Consider the following 20,902-nt stretch of genomic DNA (forward strand, 5'->3'; position numbering starts at 1 on the left):
GTCGGACCGTAGCGTCGGGTCCACACCAAACGGTTGGTGTGTTTTGCTCGAAAGTCCGGCGTGGAGACTCCCTCCGGTCACAGGTGAGAGGTTGGAGCATGCCCGACGCGTTCATCGTCGACGCCGTTCGCACGCCGATCGGGAAGCGTGGCGGATCGTTGGCCGCGGAGCATCCGGTGGATGTCTCGGCGCATGTTCTGACCTCGCTCGTGGAACGTGCGGGCATCGATCCGGGCATCGTCGAGGACGTCATCTTCGGGGCGACCGACATGGTCGGTCCGCAGGCGGGCGACATCGCACGGCTCTCGTGGCTCGCTGCGGGTCTTCCTCAGCACGTTCCCGGGGTCACCCTCGACCGGCAGTGTGGCTCGTCGCAGCAGGCCGTGCACTTCGCCGCTCAGGCCGTCATGAGCGGCACCCAGGACGTCGTCGTCGCCGGTGGCGTGCAGATGATGAGCGTCATCCCGATCAACATGGCGTGGTCGGTCGGCGCGGACCTGGTGCACCCCGACCCGTTCTCGACCAGCCGGACCTGGCAGGCGCGCTACGGCAAGGAGGAGCTGAACCAGTTCCGGTCCGCCGACATGATCGCGGAGAAGTGGGACATCGGGCGGGCGGAGATGGAGCAGTACGCGCTGTCCAGCCACGTGCGGGCGGCGACCGCGGTGGACGAGGGCCGCTTCGAGCGCGAGATCGCCCCCTACGCCGGCCTCGCCCAGGACGAGTGCTTCCGGCGGAACACGACACTCGAGCGCATGGCAGGCCTGAAGCCGCTGCGTGAGGGCGGACTGACAACCGCGGCGATGGCGAGCCAGATCTGCGACGGTGCCGCCGCGCTGTTGGTGTGCTCGGAGCGGGCACTCGCCGAGCACGGTCTCACCCCGCGGGCCAGGGTCCGGGCGATGTCCGTGCGCGGCGACGACCCGATATTCATGCTCACCGCACCCATCCCGGCGACGCGGGACGTGCTCCGGCGCAGCGGTCTGACGATCGACGACATCGACCTCGTCGAGGTCAACGAGGCCTTCGCCTCGGTCGTCCTGGCCTGGCAGCGTGAGATCGGCGCGGATCCGGCCCGGCTGAACGTCAATGGCGGTGCGATCGCGTTGGGGCATCCGATCGGGGCCAGCGGGGCGCGCATCATGACGTCGTTGCTGCACGAGCTCGAACGCACCGGCGGACGCCTCGGCCTGCAGACGATGTGCGAAGGCGGCGGCCAGGCCAATGCGACGATCATCGAGCGGGTCTGAGGGAAGCGGTCTCCGATGGACCTGACGTATCCGGACGGAAGTGCAGCGTTCCGTGGCGTCGTCTGCGACTTCCTCCGGAAGAACGTGCCGGACGGCTGGGCGGGGATGGGTGCGCTGCCCGCGGAGGAGCAGGGCACCTTCCTGGCCGACTGGCGGCGCCGGCTCAACGACAACGGGCTGCTGGCCGTCGGCTGGCCCCGCGAGTACGGCGGTGCCGGTCTGAGCCCCGTCGAGCAGCTGATCCTCGCCGAGGAGTTCACCGCGTTCGGCGTGCCGCAGGGTGGCCTCAACGACAACTTCGGCATCCAGATGCTCGGCTCGACGCTGCTGCGGTGGGGCACGGAGGAGCAGCGGCAGCACTACCTGCCGCGGGTGCTGCGCCAGGACGACATCTGGTGCCAGGGCTTCTCCGAGCCGGACGCCGGATCCGATCTCGCCGGCATCAGGACCCGCGCGGTGCGGGACGGTGACTCCTGGATCATCGACGGGCAGAAGACGTGGACGTCGTACGGCCATCTCGCGACGCACATCTTCGTGCTCTGCCGGACGGATCCGGGCTCGCAACGCAACCGTGGCCTGAGCCTGCTCCTGTGCCCCCTCGACCAGGACGGTGTTGCGGTGCGCCCGTTGCGCACCCTCACCGGGGAGGCCGAGTTCAACGAGGTCTTCTTCGCCGGCGCCCGGTGCCCGATCGGCGACGTCGTCGGCGACGTGGGCGGCGGGTGGACGGTGGCGATGACCCTGCTGGGGTTCGAGCGCGGGGAAGCCGCGGCGACGCTGCCGATGAAGTTCCGCAACGATCTCGAGCGGCTCGTCGAGCTCGCCGTGCGCTGCGGCCGCTCGGACGATCCGGCGATCCGCCTCCGGCTCGCCCGGTGCGCCGAAGGTGTCGAGCAGATGCGGTGCATGGGCCTGCGCGCGGTGAGCCGGTGGCTGGCGGGCGACGACATCGGCGCCGAGTCGTCGCTGCACAAGCTGTACTGGAGCGAGTGGCTGCAACAGACGACGGAGCTGGCGGTCGACATCCTCGGTCTCGACGCCCTCACCCCGGAGGGTCCGGGGCTCCAGGGCGTCGCCTTCCCCGCCGCCGAGGCCGGCACGCCCAACTCCACCGGAGCGTGGGTCGACTACTTCCTGCGCGCCCGCGCGGCGACGATCTACGCCGGTTCCAGCGAGATCCAGCGGACGATCATCGGCGAGCGGCTGCTCGGCCTGCCCAAGGAACCGAGGTGACCGGGTGCTGCTCGGACTGAACACCGACCAGGAGCAGCTGCGTTCCGTGCTGAGATCGTTCCTCGGCGCGTCCGACCCTGCGTCGGAACCGGACCCACGTGATCCGGTGTCGTGGCAACGCCTCGCCCGTGACCTCGACCTCGTGGGCCTGGCCGTGCCGGAGTCCCTCGGCGGCTCGGGCGCCGGCCTCGTCGAGGTGGCCGTGGTCATGGGGGAGATGGGCCGGGTCCTGTACGGCGGGCCGTTCCTCTCCGCGGTGCTCGCCCTCGAGGCGCTGTGCCACGGCACCGATGCTGCCGCCGGGCCGGACACGGCCGAGCTGGTCCGGCAGATCGTGGCGGGCGAGGCGCTGGGCACGGTGATCGGGCCGGTCCTGGCCGGGGCGTCGACCATGCGCGCAGACCGCAGCGACGCGGGCTGGGTCGGATCGGGGCAGGCCGACCACGTGCTGGACGGCGACGTCGCAGATGTATTCGTCGTGCTCGCGGAGACACCGGATGGCCCCGGGTGGTTCGTGGTGGACCGGCGTGTTCCCGCGAGTGTCGGAGTGGAGGTCGAGGACCGGCCGTCCCTCGACCCGACGCGCCCGCTCCCCACGGTGCGGCTGGCCGGCGTCGCGTTGCGGCCGTTGAGCCCGCCCGGTGGGGCGGCGGCGCTGCTCGACAGGCTGCTGGCCGTCGGTGCGGTGGTCCTCGCCGCCGAACAGGTCGGCGCTGCGGAACGCTGCCTGGAGATGGCGGTCGAGCACGCGACGCGGCGGGAGCAGTTCGGCCGGCCGATCGGGTCGTTCCAGGCCGTGAAGCACCGGTGCGCGGACATGCTGCTGGCCGTTGAAGCGGCCAAGTGGGCGGCGCTGCACGCCGCGTGGTCGGTGCAAGAGCTCGATGCCGACGCCGCCCGGGTAGCCGGCATCACGAAGGCGGCGGCGTCGGACGCGTTCACGCAGGCCGCCGGCGGCCTCATCCAGGTGCTCGGCGGGATCGGCTACACGTGGGAGCACCCGGCCCACCGGTACTTCCGCCGCGCCGTCGCCAGCAGGGAGCTGTTCGGCGCACCTGACGTCCACCGGGCGCGCGTCGCTGCCGCCATGCTCGGACAGGACTGCTCGTGGATCCGGTGACCTTCCCGGTCGAACCCGGTCACGTCATGCTGTTCGCGCGGGCGGTCTACGACGACAACCCGGTCTATCGCGATCCGGCGTACGCGCAGGGCACGGAGGTCGGCGGCATCATCGCCCCGCCGACGTTCACCCAGGTGTGGCAGCAGTACGTCCCTGACTACGCGTGGCGGCCGGCCGTCGGGCAGCCGTGGGTCGGGTCGGGCTCCGAGCCCTCCGGACGACCGGCGGAGCCGGGCGTGACGACCGTGCTGCACGCCGAGCAGCACTACGAGTACCACCGCCACGTCCGTCCCGGTGACGTCCTCACGATGATCGTCCGCGACGGTGCGCGGTGGGAGAAGCAGGGCCGCAACGGGCTGTTGCGCTTCGCCGAGTTCGTCACCGAGTTCCGGGACGGGTCCGGTGCGCTCGTGGTGACGTGTCGCACGGTGGAAGTGGCAATGCCGCCGGTCGAGGAGCGCGACGATGGCGGTTGAGCCCTGCCGACGTTCTGGGACCGCGCCGTCGCTCGAGCCGGGCACGGTCGTCGAGACCACGGCGATCGAGGACCTCCCGAGGTCGCTGATGGTGCAGTACGCCGGCGCCTCGGGCGACTACAACCCGCTCCACACCGACGAGGTGTACGCGACGGTGGTCGCCGGCTACCCGACGGTCGTCGCCCACGGGATGTTGACGATGGGGATCACCGGCCGGGTGCTGACGGACCTGGTCGGCGACGGGCGGCTCCGTACGTTCGGAGGCCGCTTCCACGCGCCGGTACTGCCCGGCAACAGTCTGACGGTACGGGTGGAGGTCGGGGACACGACGGTGCTCGGTGACGGCGTCACTGTCGTCGAGCTCGCCTTCACCACTCGCACCGGCGACGGCCGCACGGTCTTCGCCGGGACCGCCACCGCGACATGGAGCGACGTTTCCCGGACACGTTGACAGGTGTCCAGATCCGATGTCATTGTTCCCCAACAACCGGTTGGTGTGGTGATCTTCATGGCCCATCAGCTGCCCGACGACAGATCACGGGAGATCAGTTGCGTATCGGAATAGCGGGTCGGGCGGTGCTACGACCCGAACCCGAGATCCACGGCTCGCTCGACGAGCTGATCTACAGCGTCACGTCGGGCGCGCTCGCCGACGCCGGGCTGGGGATCGGTGACGTGTCGGGCGTGTGCATGGCCTCGTCCGACCTCAACGACGGCCGCGCGATCTCCACGATGACGCTGACCGGCAGCACGGGCTCGTTCGGGCGCACCGAGATGCGGGTCTGCAACGACGGCCTCGCGGCCGTCTGGCTCGGCGCCGCGGAGATCGGTGCCGGCGAGGCCGACGTTCTGATCGTCTGCGCCTGGAACAAGTTCAGCGACGTCGTGGACCCGGCCGCCATCCCGGCGCTCGCGATGGAGCCGGCCATGCACCGGGGCTTGGGCTACCACCCCGACGCGGTGCTGGCGCTGCGCCGTTCCCAGGAGACCGGCACCGTCACCCTGACCGAACCGTCACGCATCGAGCCCCACGACGCCGCGGCCGCGATCGTGCTGGTGTCGCCGGCCCGGACCGGATCGGCCCGGGTGTGCGTCGTGGGTACGGGTGCCTCGACGGGGCCGTACCTACGCCCGGGGGAGCCGGTCATGGCACCTGCCCGCGCCGCGGCCGCAGCGGCGTGCCGGGTGGCCGGGACCGAGTCGTCGGCGCTGGCCGCCGTCGTCGTCGCCGGCATGCACACGATTGACGACGACGAGCTGTGCGCCGCGTTCGGGGTCACGCTCGAACGGCTCGTGCGGGCTCCGCGGCGGTGGGCCGACACCGGCTACGCGACGGGCCTGCTCGGTGTCGACGCCGCGCTCGACGAGTCCGAGCCCGGCCTGCGGCTCGTCGTCTCGGCCGGCGGGATCGGTATGGAGAACGCCCACGCCGTCGTACTGGAGACCCGATGAACGCCGCCGCCGTCGCCGTGCTCGGTTTCGGGCAGACCCGATTCACCACCACTCGTAGCGACGTCGGCGCGACCGAACTGGTCTTCGAGGCGGTGAGCCGGGCCCTGGCCGACTCCGGCACCGACCTGACCGACGTGGACGCGGTCGTCTTCGCCTCGGCGCCCGAGGTGTTCGAGGGCGTCTACGAGCCGGATCGCTGGTGCATCGATGCGGTGGGCGCGCAGGGCAAGCCGTTGATCCGGGTGCACACCGGCGGTGCGACGGGCGGGTCCGGGCCGCTTGCCGCCTCCCAGCTGATCCGATCCGGGATGTACGACACGGTGCTGGTCGTGGGCCTGCAGCGGACATCGGAGACGGCCGACGCGCAGGCCGTGTTCACCACGATCTTCGATCCGATCTACGAGCAGGACGTCCAGCTGAACGTGATCACGGGGATCGCCCTGGTCGCGTCGCGCCAGATGCAGTACTTCGGGCTCACCGAGGACCACATGGCGTGGGTGTCGGTGAAGAACTTCGGCAACGCGCTGCGCAACCCGTACTCCCATCTCAAGAAGGACATCACCGCGGAGGACGTGAAGTCCTCGCGGCAGCTGGCGTGGCCGCTGCGGCTGCTGCACTGCTGCCCCCGGTCCGACGGCGCCGCCGCGGTCGTCATGACCTCGGCCGCCGGCGCGCGGCGGCACAGCAACGCGGCGTGGGTCCGGGGCAACAGCTGTGCTGCAGACGTCTACCGCATCGGCGACCGGATCAAGGACGCCGAGTCCGACTTCGCCATCCCGAGGGCGCAGAAGTGGGCCTGCGACCGCGCCTACGCGGCTGCGGGGATCACCGATCCCCGCCGCGAGCTCGACGTCGTCGAGGTGTACGCGCCCTTCGCCAACCTGGAGGTCGCCTACTACGAGTCGATGGGTCTCGCGGAGACCGGCAAGGGGTTCGAGCTCGTCGAGACCGGGGCGACCGCGATGGACGGTGACATCCCGGTCTGCCCCTCCGGCGGCTGCATGACGGCCAACCCGATCGGCGCGACGGGGCTCGTCCGGTTCGGCGAGGCGGCCCTGCAGGTGATGGGCCGCGCCGGCGACCACCAGGTCGACGGGGCCCGCCTGGCGCTCGCGACGGCCTGTGGCGGGATCGACCAGTTCTACACGGCGGCCGTGCTGGCCTCTGAACAGTCATGACCCACGACGAGCAGGGAGCCCGAGCATGACCAGTCCGGTACGGATCCCGGGGGAGTGGAAGATCCCCTACAACTACACGGTCGGTACCTTTGCGACAGCGTTCTTCGACGGTCTCCGCGAGGGCAGGATCATTGGCTGCCGGTGCTCGACGTGTGATCGAGTCGCGGTGCCGCCCAAGTCGTTCTGCGAGTACTGCTTCATCCCGATCGAGACGCTCGAGCAGGTGGGGCGCAACGGCGTGGTGGAGGCGATGACTGTCGTCACCGCCCCGTTCGCGGGCAGCCCACCGGTGCCGTACGCGGTCGTCTACGTCAGACTCGAGGGCGCCACCTCGGCGATCGCCAACTACGTCCGGGGTGTCGACCTCGGCGACGGCACTGCTCCGCCCGCGGCGATCGCGATCGAGGCGCCCGTGCACGCGGTGTTCGCGGCGGAGCCGGAGGGTCGGGTGACCGACTTCTGGTTCGAGCCCGGGCATGAGTAGCTCGGCGCAACGGGCATCAGATCCGACCGCGGGTGATCCCAGCATCCCGCTCGCGGGGATGCGGGTGGTCAGCCTGGCTGAGCAGTACCCGGGTCCGTTCGCGACGATGCTGCTCGCCGACATGGGCGCGGACGTGGTGCTCGTCGAACGCCCCCGGGGTGGCGACCCGACCCGTCGGTTCTCCGGGCACTTCGAGGCGCTCAACCGGAACAAGCGCTCGATCGCAGTGGACCTGAAGCAGGACGCGGGGCGAGCGGTCTTCCTCGACCTGGTCGCGGGTGCCGACGTGCTGATCGAGGGCTTCCGTCCGGGCGTCATGGCCCGTCTCGGCCTCGACCCCGTCGAGCTGCAGCGACGCTTCCCCGACCTGGTGTGTGCCTCGGTCTCCAGCTTCGGTCAGACCGGGCCGCTCGGCGCGCGCGGCGGCCACGACCTCTCGGTGCAGGGGCTCGCCGGATATGTGCAGCCGGGCGACCGGCCGGCACCGGCGCCGCTGCCGCTGGCCGACATCGCATCGGCCATGTTCGCCGCGTTGGGCATCGTCAGCGCCCTGCTCGGACGGGAGCGGGGCGGTCGGGCCAGCAGGGTGGACGTCTCGATGCTCGACTCGCTGGTGTCGTGGCGGAGCACCGCCATCGTGTCGGCGCTCAACGGGCTGGCGCCCGCTCCTTACCCGCCGGAGGATCCAGGCTACGGGGTGTTCGCGGTCGGTACAGGCGGCGAGCTGTTCACCCTCAGCATCGCCGGCGAGGACCATCAGTGGCATGCGTTGTGCACCGTGCTCGGCCGTCCGGACATGGCGACCATCGAGGTCTCGGCGAGAGAGGCGCGCCGCGAGGAGTTGAGTGCGTGGTTGGCCGAGACGCTACGGGGGGCGGATCCCCGTGACCTGGAGGCGGCGCTGGCTGGGCGGGGAGTGGGATTCGGACTGGTGAACGACGACGCCGGCGTCGCGAAGGACCCCCAGGTGGTCGCCCGCGGCGTCATCGCGCCGGTCACGGGTGCGCCCGGCCTGCGTGTGGTCCGGCAGCCGGTGCTGTTCGACGACCGGTCGGGGCCGATCACCCGGCCGGCCCCGAAGCTGGGGGAGCACACCCGCGAGATCCTGGCCGAGCTGGGCTACGCGCCGTCCAAGGTGGAGGATTTGCTGCTCGGCGTGGTCGTGGCGGCGTCCGAGGAGCAGGAGATGAGTCGAGGATGACCATGCGTTTCGATGGACGCGTCGCGATCGTGACCGGCGCGGGCTCGGGCCTGGGCCGCGCGCACGCCCTGCTGCTCGCCGAGCGCGGTGCGGCTGTCGTGGTCAACGACATCGCGGCCGGCGACGGCGACGGATCCGCTGCATCCGTCGTCGCGGAGATCGTCGCCGTAGGTGGTGCCGCGTTTGCCGACGGCCACTCGGTCGCCACACCCGACGGTGGTGCGGCGATCGTCGCGACAGCGCTCCAGCAGTTCGGCCGCGTCGACATCGTCGTCAACAACGCCGGCATCGTGCGGGACAAGACCTTCGCCAAGCTGACACCCGACCTGCTCGAGCCGGTCCTCGACGTACACCTGCGCGGAGCGTTCCACGTGACGGGCCCCGCGTTCCGGGTCATGCGCGAGAACGGATACGGGCGCATCGTGTCGACCTCGTCGGCCGCCGGCCTTTTCGGCAACTTCGGCCAGACCGGCTACGGCGCGGCCAAGATGGCGCTGGTCGGGTTGACCAGGGTGCTCGCCCTCGAGGGCGAGCGCTACGGGATCAGGGCGAACGTCGTGGCGCCGATCGCGGCCACGGCGATGTCGGCCGGCATCCTGGACGAGGAGTGGGAGCGCCGCCTGCGTCCCGAGCTCGTCTCGCCCGCGGTCGCCTTCCTCGCCCACGAGGACTGCCCGGTCAACGGTGACGTCTTCTCGGTCGCTGCAGGTCGGGTCGCCAAGGTGTTCATCGCCGAGACGCGTGGGTTCTACACGCCCGACCTGACGCTCGAGGACGTCCGCGACCAGTGGGCGACCATCTGCGCCGAGGACGGCTACGCCGTGCCGCACAGCGCTGAACAGGAACGCGACCTGCTGTCCGCGGCCTTCGCCGTGGCCGAAGGGGTCGTGTCGGAGGCCCGCTGAGCTGAGGCCTGCGCACGACGATGCCCCCGGGGAATCCCCGGGGGCATCGTCGACTGACGCGCCGTCAGACCCGCACGGCCATCGTCGCCTCGGCGAACGTCCGCAGCTCGCGCGGTACGTCGCCCCCACCGGGCTGGTAGGTCACCTCGGTGACGCCATCGGCGACCAGCTGCTCGACGCGTGCCCGCAGCTCACCGGGCCGCACGACCCAGGTCGACGCCGCCACCAGGTCGCGCGGGACGTACCGGCGGTCGATGTCGTGCATGACCACCCCGTGTCCGTTGTGGATGGTGAGGTGCCGTTCCGGCTCGGGCACCGCTCGCACGGCCTCGAGCCATTCGGCGCCGTTGGGGAGGCCGAGCACGGCGTCGGGTCCCTGCCACTCGTAGGTGGCGTGGTAGCCGAGGCCCGCGATCGCGCCGGCCGCGTCGACGACCCGGTCCGAGTCGGGTGCCTCGCCCTCGTCGAGCACCGTCCCGAAGACCAGACGCATGATCCAGTCGAACTCCGTCGGCGCCGTCTGGACGAAGGTCGAGACGCCGTCGCCATGCTGCCGCGCGACCGCCATGCCCTTCGGGCCCTCGGCCCCGACCATGATCGGGACGTCGATCGGGCGGCTCGGCCCCCAACCGGCGGGGTGCACCATCTTGAGCGTCGTACCGTCCCACTGCACCTGTTCGCCGCGCAGCAGACCCCTGACGGCTACGACGTAGGCCTCGACGTCGGCCCACCGCATCGCCGAGCGGCCCAGTAGCCACCGTGCGCTGGCGCCGGCTCCGATGCCCAGTGCCACCCGGCCGGGCGCCAGGCCCTCGATGGTCGACACGGCCGCCGCGGTCACCATCGGATGCCGTAGTGACGGGGTCACGACGGCGGTGCCCAGGCCGATCCGTTCGGTACGACCGGCCGCGACGGCCAGGGTCGCCCACGCGTCCAGGTAGACCGCGGGGGAGTCGTAGACCCACGCGCGGTCGTAGCCCAGCTCCTCGGCAAGTGCGATGTGGTCGGGGGTCTGGGACGACGGGCCGAAGGCACACGAGATCTTCATCGATCTTCCTCTCCAGGGCGTCGACGTCAGACGGGCAGGTGGACCTTGGGCGCAACCTCTCGCGCCAGTAGCTCGATCGACTGGTTCCACGGCTCGGGGTTGTCGATGTAGTCGTGGTTGTAGGCCATGATCGTCCCGAAACCGCCGGAGCTCTCCATCGCCTCCTCGAACTTGGCGACGACCGTCTCCGGCGATCCCACGAGCCAGACGTGCTCGGCCAGGTACTCGAGATCGATCGCGTCGTAGCTCATCCCCGGGTGTTTGATCAGCCCGTCGATGATCCCGAAGTGCTTGTACTGGGGGAGCAGGTACTCGCTCCACGACTTGCCCAGGCCGCCCTCGATGGCCCAGCGCTTGGCCTCCGCGTCGGTCTCACCGACGAACACGTCGCGCACGACGTGGTGGATGGACCGGTCGACCGTGTGCCCGTTGGCGGCCGCCGCGGTGGAATAGGTCTCCCAGTGGTTCTTCAGGAACTCGTCTCCGCTGAAGATCGACAGGGGGATGTAGCCCCGCTCTCCGGCGAACTTCAGCGATGGTGAGTTCGGGCTCAGCCCGGCAAGACCGATGTCGACGTGCCCGCCGTAGGGCAGCATGTCTCGGAACGGGTGGCCCTCCTCGGCCTGCGGGAAACCGGCGCTCCAGTAGGTGCCCGTCTGCTGGAACGGCTCGCCCTTCCAGATCTTCTGCATCATCTCCAGTGACTCGACCACCATCTTGTGGTTGGCCGACAGGTCGGTCATACCGCGTAGAGCGGCATCGGCCGGGAAGGCGCCGGCGCCGATCCCGAGGATGTAGCGACCCTCGAGGATCTGCGTCAGGTACGCGACCTGCATCGCCAGTGACGCCGGGTGGTGGTAGGGAAGCAGGTGCGCGCCCGGTGCCAGTTTGATCCGCTCGGTCTGGCACGCCACGGCGGAGATCACGAGCTCCGGGTTGGGGATGCACTCCCATGCCTGCGTGGCGTGCTCGCCGACCCAGTACTCGGTGAGGCCGGCCTGGTCAGCGACGATCGCCTGGTCGACGGCCCACTCGAACACCTGACGTGGCGATCGACCTGGTGGGATGAACGGGGTCTGGAACATCGCGGCGTCCACAGCAGCTCCTGTCAGTGAGGGCGGGCGCCGGGAAGACTGACGGCGCGCTCGGCTCCAACAACTGGTTGGTGGGGCGAGCGTAGGGCGGCACTACGATGTCGTCAACAACGCTCGTCGACCGCCGATAGGAGGCGAAGGCCTCGTCTCGGCAGGTGCGGTCGACCGAAGTGCGCACAGCGACGTACCGACCTGCCGGCGGGCGGACGGGTGGGCGAGCTGGAAGTACGGGGCTGCGGTGTGCCCGGCTGCGGATCAGTCCGCAGATGTCCCCGTGGCCGGTTGCCCGTCGGAACCGTCGACGCACCCGACCATTCGCAGGGCGATCCTGGAGAATGCCTCGGCCATCTCGACCGGTGTCTCTCGGTGCCCGGGCTGGTACCAGTGCAGCATCCAGTTGCACATCCCGAGGATCGCGGTGGACACCTTCCGCGGGTCGTCGTCGCAGCCGCTCACCCGTAGGCAATCGGCGACGAGACCCTCGAAGATCTCGCCGTACTCATGGCGCTGCTGGGCGAAGAACCGCGCGCGGTCCGGATCGCCGATGTCCTGGGCGTACATCGTGAACACCGCAACGGAATCGGTCCGCTGGGTCACCATCATGACGAGCTCGTAGACGGCACGTTCCAGCTTCTGGACCTCGTCGAGGGACTCGTCCTGGGACAGTGTGCGGAGTTCCTGCAACGGCTCTCCCATGGCGAACTCCGCAATGGCGAGCAGTAACGAATCCTTCGACTGGATGTGGTGGTAGAGGCTGGTCTTGTGCAGCCCGACCTCGTCGGCGATGTGCTGCATCGTCGAACCCCGGTAGCCCTCCCGGCGGAAGACCCGGGCGGCGGCGCGTTCGATGTCCGCACGTGCGACGGGTCGACGCTGGGAATCACTGCGAACCGACGTCACGGTCCCCCCTATGTCATCCCGGACGGGCCGAGCGTCGAGCTGTTGCGGCGCAGGATACCCCGCGAGGCGTGGTGAGAAGCGGCGGCACGACCGCACGACGACCATACCCCACCGACCATTTGTTGGGGCAGAATGCCGCTGTGCGCGCCTCCTGTGCGTGCCGGCGGAAGGTGAGACGGTGTGGTTCGAGGGTTTGGCCGGGCTCGTCATCGAGCGGGCGCGCACCTGTCCCGACGTCGCGGCTCTGCGCTGCGGACAGGACGTGTCGACCTACCGTGAACTCCACGTGCGGTCGGACGGCGTCGCGGCCGCCCTGACCGGAGACGGCATCGAGCCCGGGAGCCGGGTGGCGTATCTGGGCCGGACCGCGATCGCGTTCTTCGAGGTCCTGTTCGGTACGGCCAAGGTCGGTGCTGTGCTGGTGCCGGTCAACTGGCGGCTCGCGGCCCCCGAGATCGCCGAGGTGCTCGCAGACTCGGGCGCAGAGCTGATCGTGGTGGACGCCGAGTACGCACCTGTCGTCGGCCGGATGCGCGAGCGGCTGCCCGACCTGCGGCGGGTGGTCGTGAGTACACCGGTCGGCCCCGACGCATACGTCGAGTGGCGGGACGGGCGCCGGGAGGTGCCGGCCGTCCTGCGGTCCGCACCTGACGAGGTCGTCCTGCAGATCTACACGTCCGGGACGACGGGGCGTCCCAAGGGGGTCATGAGCCGCAACAGTGCTTTCCCGCCGTACCTGCGTGCGCTCGGCAAGGCCGCACGGATCGAGGCGTCGTCGGTGAGCCTCTCCACGCTGCCGCTCTTCCACATCGGCGGGATCGGGTGGGCGCTGGCCGGGCTCGCCGCAGGGTGTCTCACGGTCCTGGAGCGCGACGCCGGGGCCGATGCATTGCTGGTTGCCGTCGAGCGCCGGCGCGTCACCGTGATGATCGCGGTTCCGGCTGTCATCCAGTCGCTGCTCGACTCGCCGCGGATCGGGACGGCGGACGTGACGTCGCTCGCGACCCTCTACTACGGAGGCGGCCCGATCACGGCTCGGCTCCTCGACCAGGCGCTGACGACGCTGCGGTGCGACTTCGTGCAGGGCTTCGGGTTGACCGAGTGCCCGCTGGTGACGGTGCTGGCCCCGGCCGAGCACACCCCGGAGCTGCTCCGGTCCTGTGGGCGGGCCGTCCCCGGCGCCGCGATCAGGATCGTCGATCCCGAGACCGGCGACGACGTCGCCGCCGGGGTGGTCGGCGAGCTGTGGGTGCGGTCGCCGTCGACGATGGCAGGCTACTGGCGTCAGGCCGAGGCGACGGCCGCGACGCTGGTCGACGGCGAATGGTTGCGGACCGGCGACGCCGCGCGCGTCGACGACGGCGGCTACGTCCACATGGCGGACCGGCTGAAGGACATGATCGTCACCGGTGGGGAGAACGTCTACCCGGCCGAGGTGGAGAACGTGCTCACACGCCATCCCGCGGTCGCGGCGTGTGCCGTGATCGGCGTGCCGTCGAGGCGATGGACCGAAGCGGTCGTCGCCGTCGTCGTCTGCAGCCCAGGGCACGTCGTCGGCGAGCACGCTCTGATCGCGTTCTGTCGAGAGAGGCTGGCCGGCTTCAAGACCCCGAAAGCCGTCGTCGTCGTCGACGAGTTGCCGCGCACACCGTCCGGGAAGGTCATGAAGTACGTGCTGAAGAAGGAGCTCGCGGACATTGTCGATCGGCCGGGCGCCCGGTCGACGTGAGCCGTTGACAGCCCGTTCTTCCAGCTGTCATGCTCCCCAACAACCGGTTGGTGTGGCGTCGTGCGAGGCCGCATCGGGGGCGGCCGCGATCAACGGCGGGCGGATGTCCGCCCGATGCCTCGGTAGCGCAGCAGGACCTTCGTGAAGGGACAGGGACGTCTCATGGGACACGCCTCACACAGACGGTGGACGGTCGGGCTCGTACTGGGAACAGCCGTGGTTCTCCTCGCGGCATGCGGGGGCGGGAGTGCCCCCTCCGGAGCGGCGAGCGGTTCCGGGGCCCCTGTGAAGATCGGGCTCGTGCTCGAGGAGTCGGGGCCCTACCAGGCCGCTTACATCACCCAGTGGGGCACCGCGACCAAGGCTGCCGCCGACTACATCAACAAGGAGCGCGGCGGGTTCGGTGGACGGCAGGTCGAGGTCGTGGAGTGCGACTCCGAGTCGACCACGGCCGGCGCGCTGACCTGCGCCAACAAGATGGCCGCCGCGAAGGTCGACTTCGTCACCGGGTACTCGCTCAACTTCGGGCCGAACGGCGTTCCGGTACTGGAGAAGGCCGGCATCCCCGTCCAGATGTTCCCCATCGCCACCCAGGACTACACGGCCGCGAACAGCTTCCCCCTCGCGGGCGGTAGCGCCGCGTCCTACCCGGCCAGGGCCCTCTACTCGATCAACAAGGGGGAGAAGGTCGCCGTCTTCACCGCGGTCGACAGTGTCCCCGCGCAGCTCGCGCTCAAGCAGCTCGAGCCGATCTACCAGCAGGCCGGCGGCTCGGTCCTGAACGCACTCATCCCCGCCTCCAGCGCCGACGTCGCGCCGACCATCGCCAAGATCATGCAGGCGAAGCCGGAGGTCGTGATCAACTCACTCTCCGGCGTCAAGGGGGCAGCGCTCTACGCAGGGCTGTTCGCGCAGGGACTCGACCCGAGCAAGGTCTTCGGCTCGGGCACCCTCGTCGACGTCGACAACTTCTACGCGAAGGTGCAACCCCAGGCCGCGCTCGAAGGCAGCATCTACGAGCTGGAATGCGCCTCGCCCGACGACGTCACCAATCCGGACGTCGCCGTCTATCGCAAGGCGATGAAGGACTACACCTCCATCGAGGGACGGTCTCAGAACGCGCTCCTCGGATTCTCCGTGGTCATGACGAACTTCAAGCTCGCGGAGTCGATGGGTTTCGCGAACTTCACCAAGGAGTCCATGGCGAAGGCCTACTCCACCCAGACCGTTCCGGTGTTCGCCGGCGCCTCGTACTCACGGGCCGCGGCCCCGAAGGACTACCCGGCGATCGGCAATCCCTACGTGAAGTACGTGCGCTACGCCGGCGGGAAGATCGAGAACGTCCAGGAGGGCTGGACCAACTCCGCAACCGGCAAGACCGAGGACAAGCCCTGACGTCCACCGGTCGATGCGAGGAGAGGTACGCCGACATGACCGACTGGGCCCGTACGATTCTCGATCCGACCTCGGGTGAGAAGAGTGTCCTGGACACCCGGCTCGCCCCCCGACCGACGACCCTCGACGGGCTCACGCTCTGCCTCCTCGACAACGGGAAGGCGAACGGTGGGCTCCTTCTCTCCGAGGTCGCCGGTGCACTCGGGCAGCGGTTCCGCCTCGCAGGCGTGGAGGTCTTCGTCAAGGACGACGCGGGTACGACGCTGCCGGACGCGATGCTCCACGATCTGGTGGCGCTCGGTGGGGTCGCGGTCACGGCCATCGGGGACTGCGGATCGTGCAGTGCAGCGACGGTGGCCGACGGGATCGAGCTCGAACGGGTCGGGGTGCCGACGGTGAGCATCTGCTCGGACGCCTTCCGCCTGTCCGCCGCCACCATGGCCGACACGAGGGGCTTCCCCGGATACGAGTACGTGTCGGTGGGTCATCCGGTGGCGAGCCTCGACCTGGCCGGGGTCCGCACCCGGGTCACCGACGCGCTGCCGCGCATCCTCGCGATCCTCGGAGCGGACGGATGACCGCGGTTCGGGAGCACTCGAGCGTCGACGAGGTCCGCGACGCCCTCGAGTACTGCTACGCGCAGGGGTGGACCGACGGCCTGCCGGTCGTCCCCTGCACCGAGCGGCTGCTGGCGGAGTTCCTCGCGACGACCGATCGCGGCCCTGACGACGTCCTGTTGACCATGCCCCACCTCGGGCGGTCGTGCACGGTCCGGCTCGCTGCTCTGAACGCCGCCATGGCCGGGTGCCGGCCCGAGTACTTCCCGACCGTCGTGGCGGCGTGGCGGTCGATGACCACCGAGGGCTACGCCAACGGCGTCATGCAGAGCACCACCGGCACGGCGCCGCTCATCATCGTCAACGGCGACGTGCGGGCCGAGATCGGGATCAACTCGGCCGGGAACGTGTTCGGTCCGGGGTTCCGCGCCAACGCGACGATCGGTCGCGCCGTCCGCCTGGGCATCCTCAACGTGTTCGGGGTGCGCCCCCACGCGCTCGACCAGTCGACCCAGGGAACACCGGCCAAGTACACCTCCTGCATCGGGGAGAACCAGGAAGCCAGTCCGTGGCCCGCCTTCCACGAGGCGCACGGCTTCGCGTCGGCGGCGAGCGCGGTCACCGTGTTGACGATGCGGTCCGCGGCGCACATCGAGGCCCGGCACACGACAGATGCAGAACAGCTGCTGCGCGACATCGCCGGAACGGTGGCGCGCACCGGAGCGATGATGTTCCGCACGAGCAGTTCGTGTCTCGTCCTCTGCCCGGAGCACGCCTCGCTGCTGGCCGGGCAGGGCTGGGACCGAGCCGGCATCGGCGAGTTCCTGTTCGCCGAGGCACGGGTCACCCAGCAGCAGCTCGACGCGGTCGGCAAGGGCGGCATCTCCCGGCAGCAGCACTGGCGCCTGCCCCGGGGCCACTCCGACGCGATCGTCGACGACCAGATCGGGGCTGACGGGAACCTGCACGCCCTGACCTCGCCGACAGCGGTCCAGATCGTCGTCGCGGGGGCGGCCAACGCCGGGGTGTCGACGGTCGTCGACATCTTCGACCTCATCGGTGGTGCGCCGTCGATCGTTCCGGTCGAGACGGCGGGGCGGCGCTTCGAGGACGGCCCCGGTACGCGGTTGGACGAGGTCGTGGCCCTGCTGGCCAGGGACGGCTTCACCGCGGCGTGGGACCTCGACCCCGACGGCGGGGTGACCGTCCGGATCGGCGCGGGGTCCGCGGACTGCGCCGAGTGCCTCGCCCCGGAGCCGGTGCTCACGGCGATCGTGTCGAAGGCGCTGTCGGCGAGCCGGTTCCACCTCAAACGACTCGACCTTCCCGCGCACTGATGCCGCTGCCGACCCGGCGGCGGCATCACCCGAGAATTGGGAGCTGAGCAGTGGGCACGTTGTTGCACATCGATCGGTTGTCGGTCCGCTTCGGCGGGTTGAAGGCCGTCGACGAGGTCTCCTTCGACGTGGAGGAAGGCCGGTTCGTGGGTCTCATCGGTCCGAACGGTGCGGGCAAGACGACCTTCATGGACGCAGTGACCGGGCTCGTCCCGTCCACCGGGCGGATCGTGCTCGACGGGCGCGACCTCAACAAGTACCGCTCCCACCAGCGTGTACGAGCGGGCGTCAGCCGCACCTTCCAGAGCCTGGAGCTGTTCGAGGACCTGACGGTCCGGGAGAACCTGCTCGTCGCCGCGGAGCGGCAGCACTGGTGGTCGCTGGCGCGCGACCTCGTCCGCCCGCGTCCCAGCGCGTCCGCGGCGGAGGCCGTGGATCGGGCCATCATGCTGCTCGACCTCGGTGCCGTCGCGGACCTGCTGCCACCGGACCTGCCGCTGGGCCGCCGCAAGCTGGTCACGGTGGCGCGGGCACTGGCGCAGAGTCCGCGGCTGCTCCTGCTCGACGAGCCCGCAGCCGGTCTGGACAGCGGGGAGGGCCTGGAGTTCGGGCTGCGCATGCGCGCACTGGTCGAGCAGGGCGTCACCATCGTCATGATCGACCACGACATGGCGCTGGTGCTGCGGGTCTGCGACCGGATCCAGGTCCTCGACTTCGGGAAGCTGATCGCGAGCGGGACGCCGGAGGAGATCCGGACGAGCGACCGCGTGATCCGCGCCTACCTCGGAGCCGACGACGGCGAGCCGGCTGCACCGTCGCGGAGCGCCGGCTGATGTCCACCGCGATGATCGAGTGTGTGGGGCTCACCGCGGGGTATGCGGGCGTCCCGGTCGTGCGGAAGCTCGACATCCACGTCGACGCGGGGGAGTTGGTCGCGATCCTGGGGCCGAACGGCGCCGGCAAGACGACCACGCTGCTCACCCTCGCCGGGGTACTGGCTCCGATCGACGGTGCGGCGCTGTTCTGCGGCGAGCCGGTTCCGGCGGGCCGGCCGCACCGGGTGGCCCGTCGGGGCCTGAGCCTCGTTCCCGACGACCGTTCGATCTTCTACGGCCTGACGACCCGGGAGAACCTCCGGCTCGCGAGAGGCCAGCGGGGCCAGGATCCGACCGAGCTGGTGCTGGAGTACTTCCCGGCCCTGGGCGATCGGATGTCGCTGCGGGCGGGCCTGCTCTCGGGCGGCGAGCAGCAGATGCTGGCCCTGGGCAGGGCGATCGCGACGCGACCGAAGGTTCTCATGGTCGACGAGATGAGCCTGGGGTTGGCCCCTGTGGTCGTGAAGTCGCTGATGCCGGTCCTGCGCCGGATCGCGACGGAGCTGGGCACCGCGGTGCTGATCGTCGAGCAGCACATCGACATCGCGTTGCGGTCGGTCGACCGGGCGTACGTGCTCAATCACGGCGACCTCGTCCAGGAGGGCCCGGCGACCGAGCTGGCCGAGCGGCGCGAGCTGCTGGAAGCGAGCTACCTGGGCATCGAGGCGGGCGCTGTGGCAGCGCCGCCCCGGCCGGACAGGAGAGTCTGATGGAGACCGTGCTCGTGTTCGCCGTGCTCGGCTTCGGCTCGGGGGCGGCCTACGCCATCCTCGCGCTGGGCATCGTCCTGGTGCAGCGCGGATCCGGAACCGTCAACTTCGCGCAGGGTGCGATCGGCATGGTGGCCGCCTTCGGGTTCGCCGACATGGTCGAGAGCGGCGTCTCGACCGGGGTGGCGCTTGCCGTCGTCCTGGTCGGGGCCGCGCTGTTGGGCGTCCTGTGGCATCTGATCGTGATGCGGGCGCTGCGCCGAGCACCGGTGCTCGCCAAGGTAGTCGCGACCCTGGGGCTGCTCTCGCTGCTGCAGGGGGTCGCCCTGATCCGCTACGGGACCGAGATCAGGACCGCCCCGTCGCTCCTGCCGACCGACGTCGTCAGGGTCGGCGAGATCGCCTTCGGTGGCGACCGGCTCTGGCTCCTCGGCATCGTCGTCCTCGTCGCGTTCGGACTGTGGGCCTGGTACCGCTTCAGCATCTTCGGCATCGCCACCCGGGCTGCGGCGGAGAGCGAGCGCGGCGCGTCGCTGCTGGGCTACTCGCCAGGACTGATCGCCATGGCCAACTGGGCGATCGGGTGTGCACTCGGTGCCCTCGCGGGGGTGCTGATCAGCCCCATCGTCGGGCTCAGCATCACCACTCTGACGCTGATGATCCTCCCGGGTCTGGCCGCAGCGCTGCTGGGTTCCTTCACCTCGTTCGCGATCACCGCCGTGGCCGCGATCGCGATCGGCTCGGCGCAGTCGGTGGTCGGCAACTACTGGACCCTGCCCGGGGCCGCGGATGCGCTGCCGTTCGTCGTCGTCATCGTGGCGATGGTCCTGACCGGGCGGTCGATCCCGGCGCGAGGCACCCTCTCGCTGATCCGCCAGCCCCTCGCCCCGCGGATGGCGCTCGGCGACCGGACCGGGATCGTCCTGCTGATCTGTGCCGTCGTCGGGATCGTGCTCTTCGACGATCTCGCGAACTCCGCCCTGACCACCTCGTTCATCGCGATGGCCGCAGCGCTCTCGATCGTCGTCGTGACCGGCTACGTGGGGCAGACCTCGCTGATGCCGATGACCTTCGCCGGCCTCGGCGGCATGCTGACGTCGAAGATCGCGCAGGGCTGGGGGCTGCCGTTCCCGCTGCCCATCGTGCTCGCCGGCCTGTGCATGATTCCCATCGGTGCGCTGTTGGGACTGCCCGCCCTACGGGTCCGCGGGCTCAACCTGGCGGTGGTCACCGTCGGCGCCGCGGTCGCGATGACGGCGGTGCTGTTCAACAACATCGATCTGACGGGAGGCGTCTCCGGTGACCTGGTGCCGGCCCCGTCGCTGTTCGGATTCTCGCTGGACGCGACGCTCTATCCGGCTCGGTACGCGGTCTTCTGCCTGATCGTGGCGACGCTGTTGGTGGTGCTGGTCCGCAACCTGCGCCGCAGCCCAGCAGGCCTGCGGATGTTGGCCGTCCGCAGCAACGAACGAGCTGCGGCGGTCGCCGGGATCGACGTGGCCGCCACCAAGCTGCAGGCCTTCGCGCTGTCCGCGGCGATCGCGGCGATGGCCGGTGCGCTGTTGGCCTACCAGATCGGCGCCGTCTCCTACGACCGTTTCGACGTCTTCGGCTCGATCGCGATCATCACCCTCGTCTACATCGGCGGGGTCGCCGTGGTCAGCGGGGCCGTCCTGGCCGGGATCGCCGCGAACGGCGGGATCCTCTACCTGTTCCTCACCGAGCGCTTCCCGGACTATCCGCAGTACGTCGAGCTCATCTCGGGCATCCTGCTCGTCGCTACCGTCATGGGCCACCCCGATGGGGCGACGGTCGCCGCTCGTGACGCGATCGGCTGGGCCAGGTCGAAGATCACCGGTCGGCCGACGGTGGCCGCTCCACAGGCCGGGACAGCCGACGCCACCGACGAGCCTGCCGAGATGGCTGTCTCGACCGCACGGAAGTGATCGGGGTGTCGG

General features: G+C 70.2%; 20 protein-coding genes. 17 read left to right on the plus strand and 3 right to left on the minus strand.

Annotation, left to right across the window (positions count from 1 at the left end):
• Nucleotides 1-98: 98 nt before the first annotated feature.
• The 10 genes from ACFPFQ_RS20090 to ACFPFQ_RS20135 all read left to right on the plus strand — a co-directional run bounded on the left by ACFPFQ_RS20090 (nt 99) and on the right by ACFPFQ_RS20135 (nt 9,299).
• Nucleotides 99-1,250, plus strand: a complete 1,152-nt coding sequence (locus ACFPFQ_RS20090) for an acetyl-CoA C-acetyltransferase (protein ID WP_379621009.1) — start codon at nt 99-101, stop codon at nt 1,248-1,250.
• 15 nt (nt 1,251-1,265) lie between these two features.
• A complete protein-coding gene (locus ACFPFQ_RS20095; protein ID WP_379621011.1) occupies nt 1,266-2,483 on the plus strand; it encodes an acyl-CoA dehydrogenase family protein in 1,218 nt (405 codons plus the stop codon).
• A gap of 4 nt (nt 2,484-2,487) precedes the next feature.
• Nucleotides 2,488-3,603 carry an acyl-CoA dehydrogenase family protein gene (locus tag ACFPFQ_RS20100; protein WP_379621013.1) on the plus strand — a complete coding sequence of 372 codons (1,116 nt, stop codon included), beginning with the start codon at nt 2,488-2,490 and terminating at the stop codon, nt 3,601-3,603.
• Nucleotides 3,591-4,079 carry an FAS1-like dehydratase domain-containing protein gene (locus ACFPFQ_RS20105; RefSeq protein WP_379621015.1) on the plus strand — a complete coding sequence of 163 codons (489 nt, stop codon included), beginning with the start codon at nt 3,591-3,593 and terminating at the stop codon, nt 4,077-4,079. Before ACFPFQ_RS20100 ends, ACFPFQ_RS20105 begins: the two co-directional genes overlap by 13 nt.
• Nucleotides 4,069-4,530, plus strand: coding sequence for a MaoC/PaaZ C-terminal domain-containing protein (locus tag ACFPFQ_RS20110; protein WP_379621017.1), 462 nt, complete (start codon nt 4,069-4,071; stop codon nt 4,528-4,530). The genes ACFPFQ_RS20105 and ACFPFQ_RS20110 overlap by 11 nt, the downstream gene beginning before the upstream one ends.
• Nucleotides 4,531-4,655: 125 nt before the next feature.
• Nucleotides 4,656-5,531 carry a hypothetical protein gene (locus ACFPFQ_RS20115; RefSeq protein WP_379621019.1) on the plus strand — a complete coding sequence of 292 codons (876 nt, stop codon included), beginning with the start codon at nt 4,656-4,658 and terminating at the stop codon, nt 5,529-5,531.
• Nucleotides 5,528-6,709 carry a thiolase C-terminal domain-containing protein gene (locus ACFPFQ_RS20120; RefSeq protein WP_379621021.1) on the plus strand — a complete coding sequence of 394 codons (1,182 nt, stop codon included), beginning with the start codon at nt 5,528-5,530 and terminating at the stop codon, nt 6,707-6,709. Before ACFPFQ_RS20115 ends, ACFPFQ_RS20120 begins: the two co-directional genes overlap by 4 nt.
• A gap of 25 nt (nt 6,710-6,734) precedes the next feature.
• The gene (locus tag ACFPFQ_RS20125; protein ID WP_379621023.1) at nt 6,735-7,193 is read left to right on the plus strand and encodes a Zn-ribbon domain-containing OB-fold protein; all 459 of its coding nucleotides are present in this window, start codon (nt 6,735-6,737) and stop codon (nt 7,191-7,193) included.
• A 58-nt stretch (nt 7,194-7,251) separates the two neighbouring features.
• Nucleotides 7,252-8,394: a CaiB/BaiF CoA transferase family protein gene (locus ACFPFQ_RS20130; RefSeq protein WP_379621025.1), complete on the plus strand. Its 1,143-nt coding sequence runs from the start codon at nt 7,252-7,254 to the stop codon at nt 8,392-8,394.
• Nucleotides 8,391-9,299, plus strand: a complete 909-nt coding sequence (locus ACFPFQ_RS20135; RefSeq protein ID WP_379621027.1) for an SDR family NAD(P)-dependent oxidoreductase — start codon at nt 8,391-8,393, stop codon at nt 9,297-9,299. The genes ACFPFQ_RS20130 and ACFPFQ_RS20135 overlap by 4 nt, the downstream gene beginning before the upstream one ends.
• A 64-nt stretch (nt 9,300-9,363) precedes the next feature.
• Here ACFPFQ_RS20135 and ACFPFQ_RS20140 read toward each other — a convergent pair whose 3' ends face one another.
• From ACFPFQ_RS20140 to ACFPFQ_RS20150, 3 genes are all read right to left on the minus strand, one after another.
• A complete protein-coding gene (locus tag ACFPFQ_RS20140) occupies nt 9,364-10,347 on the minus strand; it encodes an LLM class flavin-dependent oxidoreductase (protein WP_379621029.1) in 984 nt (327 codons plus the stop codon).
• 26 nt (nt 10,348-10,373) lie between these two features.
• A complete protein-coding gene (locus ACFPFQ_RS20145; RefSeq protein ID WP_379621031.1) occupies nt 10,374-11,444 on the minus strand; it encodes an LLM class flavin-dependent oxidoreductase in 1,071 nt (356 codons plus the stop codon).
• Between the two features lie 252 nt (nt 11,445-11,696).
• Complete coding sequence (locus ACFPFQ_RS20150) at nt 11,697-12,551, minus strand: TetR/AcrR family transcriptional regulator (protein WP_379621033.1); 855 nt, start codon at nt 12,549-12,551, stop codon at nt 11,697-11,699.
• Between ACFPFQ_RS20150 and ACFPFQ_RS20155 the strand changes: the two genes are divergently transcribed.
• The 7 genes from ACFPFQ_RS20155 to ACFPFQ_RS20185 all read left to right on the plus strand — a co-directional run bounded on the left by ACFPFQ_RS20155 (nt 12,520) and on the right by ACFPFQ_RS20185 (nt 20,890).
• Nucleotides 12,520-14,070 (plus strand): long-chain-fatty-acid--CoA ligase, encoded by a 1,551-nt coding sequence (locus ACFPFQ_RS20155; protein ID WP_379621035.1) that lies wholly within the window; start codon nt 12,520-12,522, stop codon nt 14,068-14,070. The two genes, ACFPFQ_RS20150 and ACFPFQ_RS20155, sit on opposite strands and share 32 nt — an antisense overlap.
• Before the next feature lie 285 nt (nt 14,071-14,355).
• Entirely contained in the window at nt 14,356-15,465 is a 1,110-nt protein-coding gene (locus ACFPFQ_RS20160; protein WP_379621037.1) for an ABC transporter substrate-binding protein, read from the plus strand.
• Nucleotides 15,466-15,500: 35 nt separating this feature from the next.
• Nucleotides 15,501-16,043, plus strand: a complete 543-nt coding sequence (locus ACFPFQ_RS20165) for a UGSC family (seleno)protein (RefSeq protein ID WP_379621039.1) — start codon at nt 15,501-15,503, stop codon at nt 16,041-16,043.
• The gene (locus ACFPFQ_RS20170; RefSeq protein ID WP_379621041.1) at nt 16,040-17,359 is read left to right on the plus strand and encodes a hypothetical protein; all 1,320 of its coding nucleotides are present in this window, start codon (nt 16,040-16,042) and stop codon (nt 17,357-17,359) included. Before ACFPFQ_RS20165 ends, ACFPFQ_RS20170 begins: the two co-directional genes overlap by 4 nt.
• Nucleotides 17,360-17,418: 59 nt before the next feature.
• A complete protein-coding gene (locus ACFPFQ_RS20175; RefSeq protein WP_379621043.1) occupies nt 17,419-18,192 on the plus strand; it encodes an ABC transporter ATP-binding protein in 774 nt (257 codons plus the stop codon).
• On the plus strand, nt 18,192-18,944 hold the full coding sequence (locus ACFPFQ_RS20180; protein WP_379621045.1) for an ABC transporter ATP-binding protein: 753 nt from the start codon (nt 18,192-18,194) through the stop codon (nt 18,942-18,944). The genes ACFPFQ_RS20175 and ACFPFQ_RS20180 overlap by 1 nt, the downstream gene beginning before the upstream one ends.
• On the plus strand, nt 18,944-20,890 hold the full coding sequence (locus tag ACFPFQ_RS20185) for an ABC transporter permease (RefSeq protein WP_379621047.1): 1,947 nt from the start codon (nt 18,944-18,946) through the stop codon (nt 20,888-20,890). Before ACFPFQ_RS20180 ends, ACFPFQ_RS20185 begins: the two co-directional genes overlap by 1 nt.
• Nucleotides 20,891-20,902: the final 12 nt, after the last annotated feature.

The organism is Pseudonocardia sp. GCM10023141 (assembly GCF_042653605.1).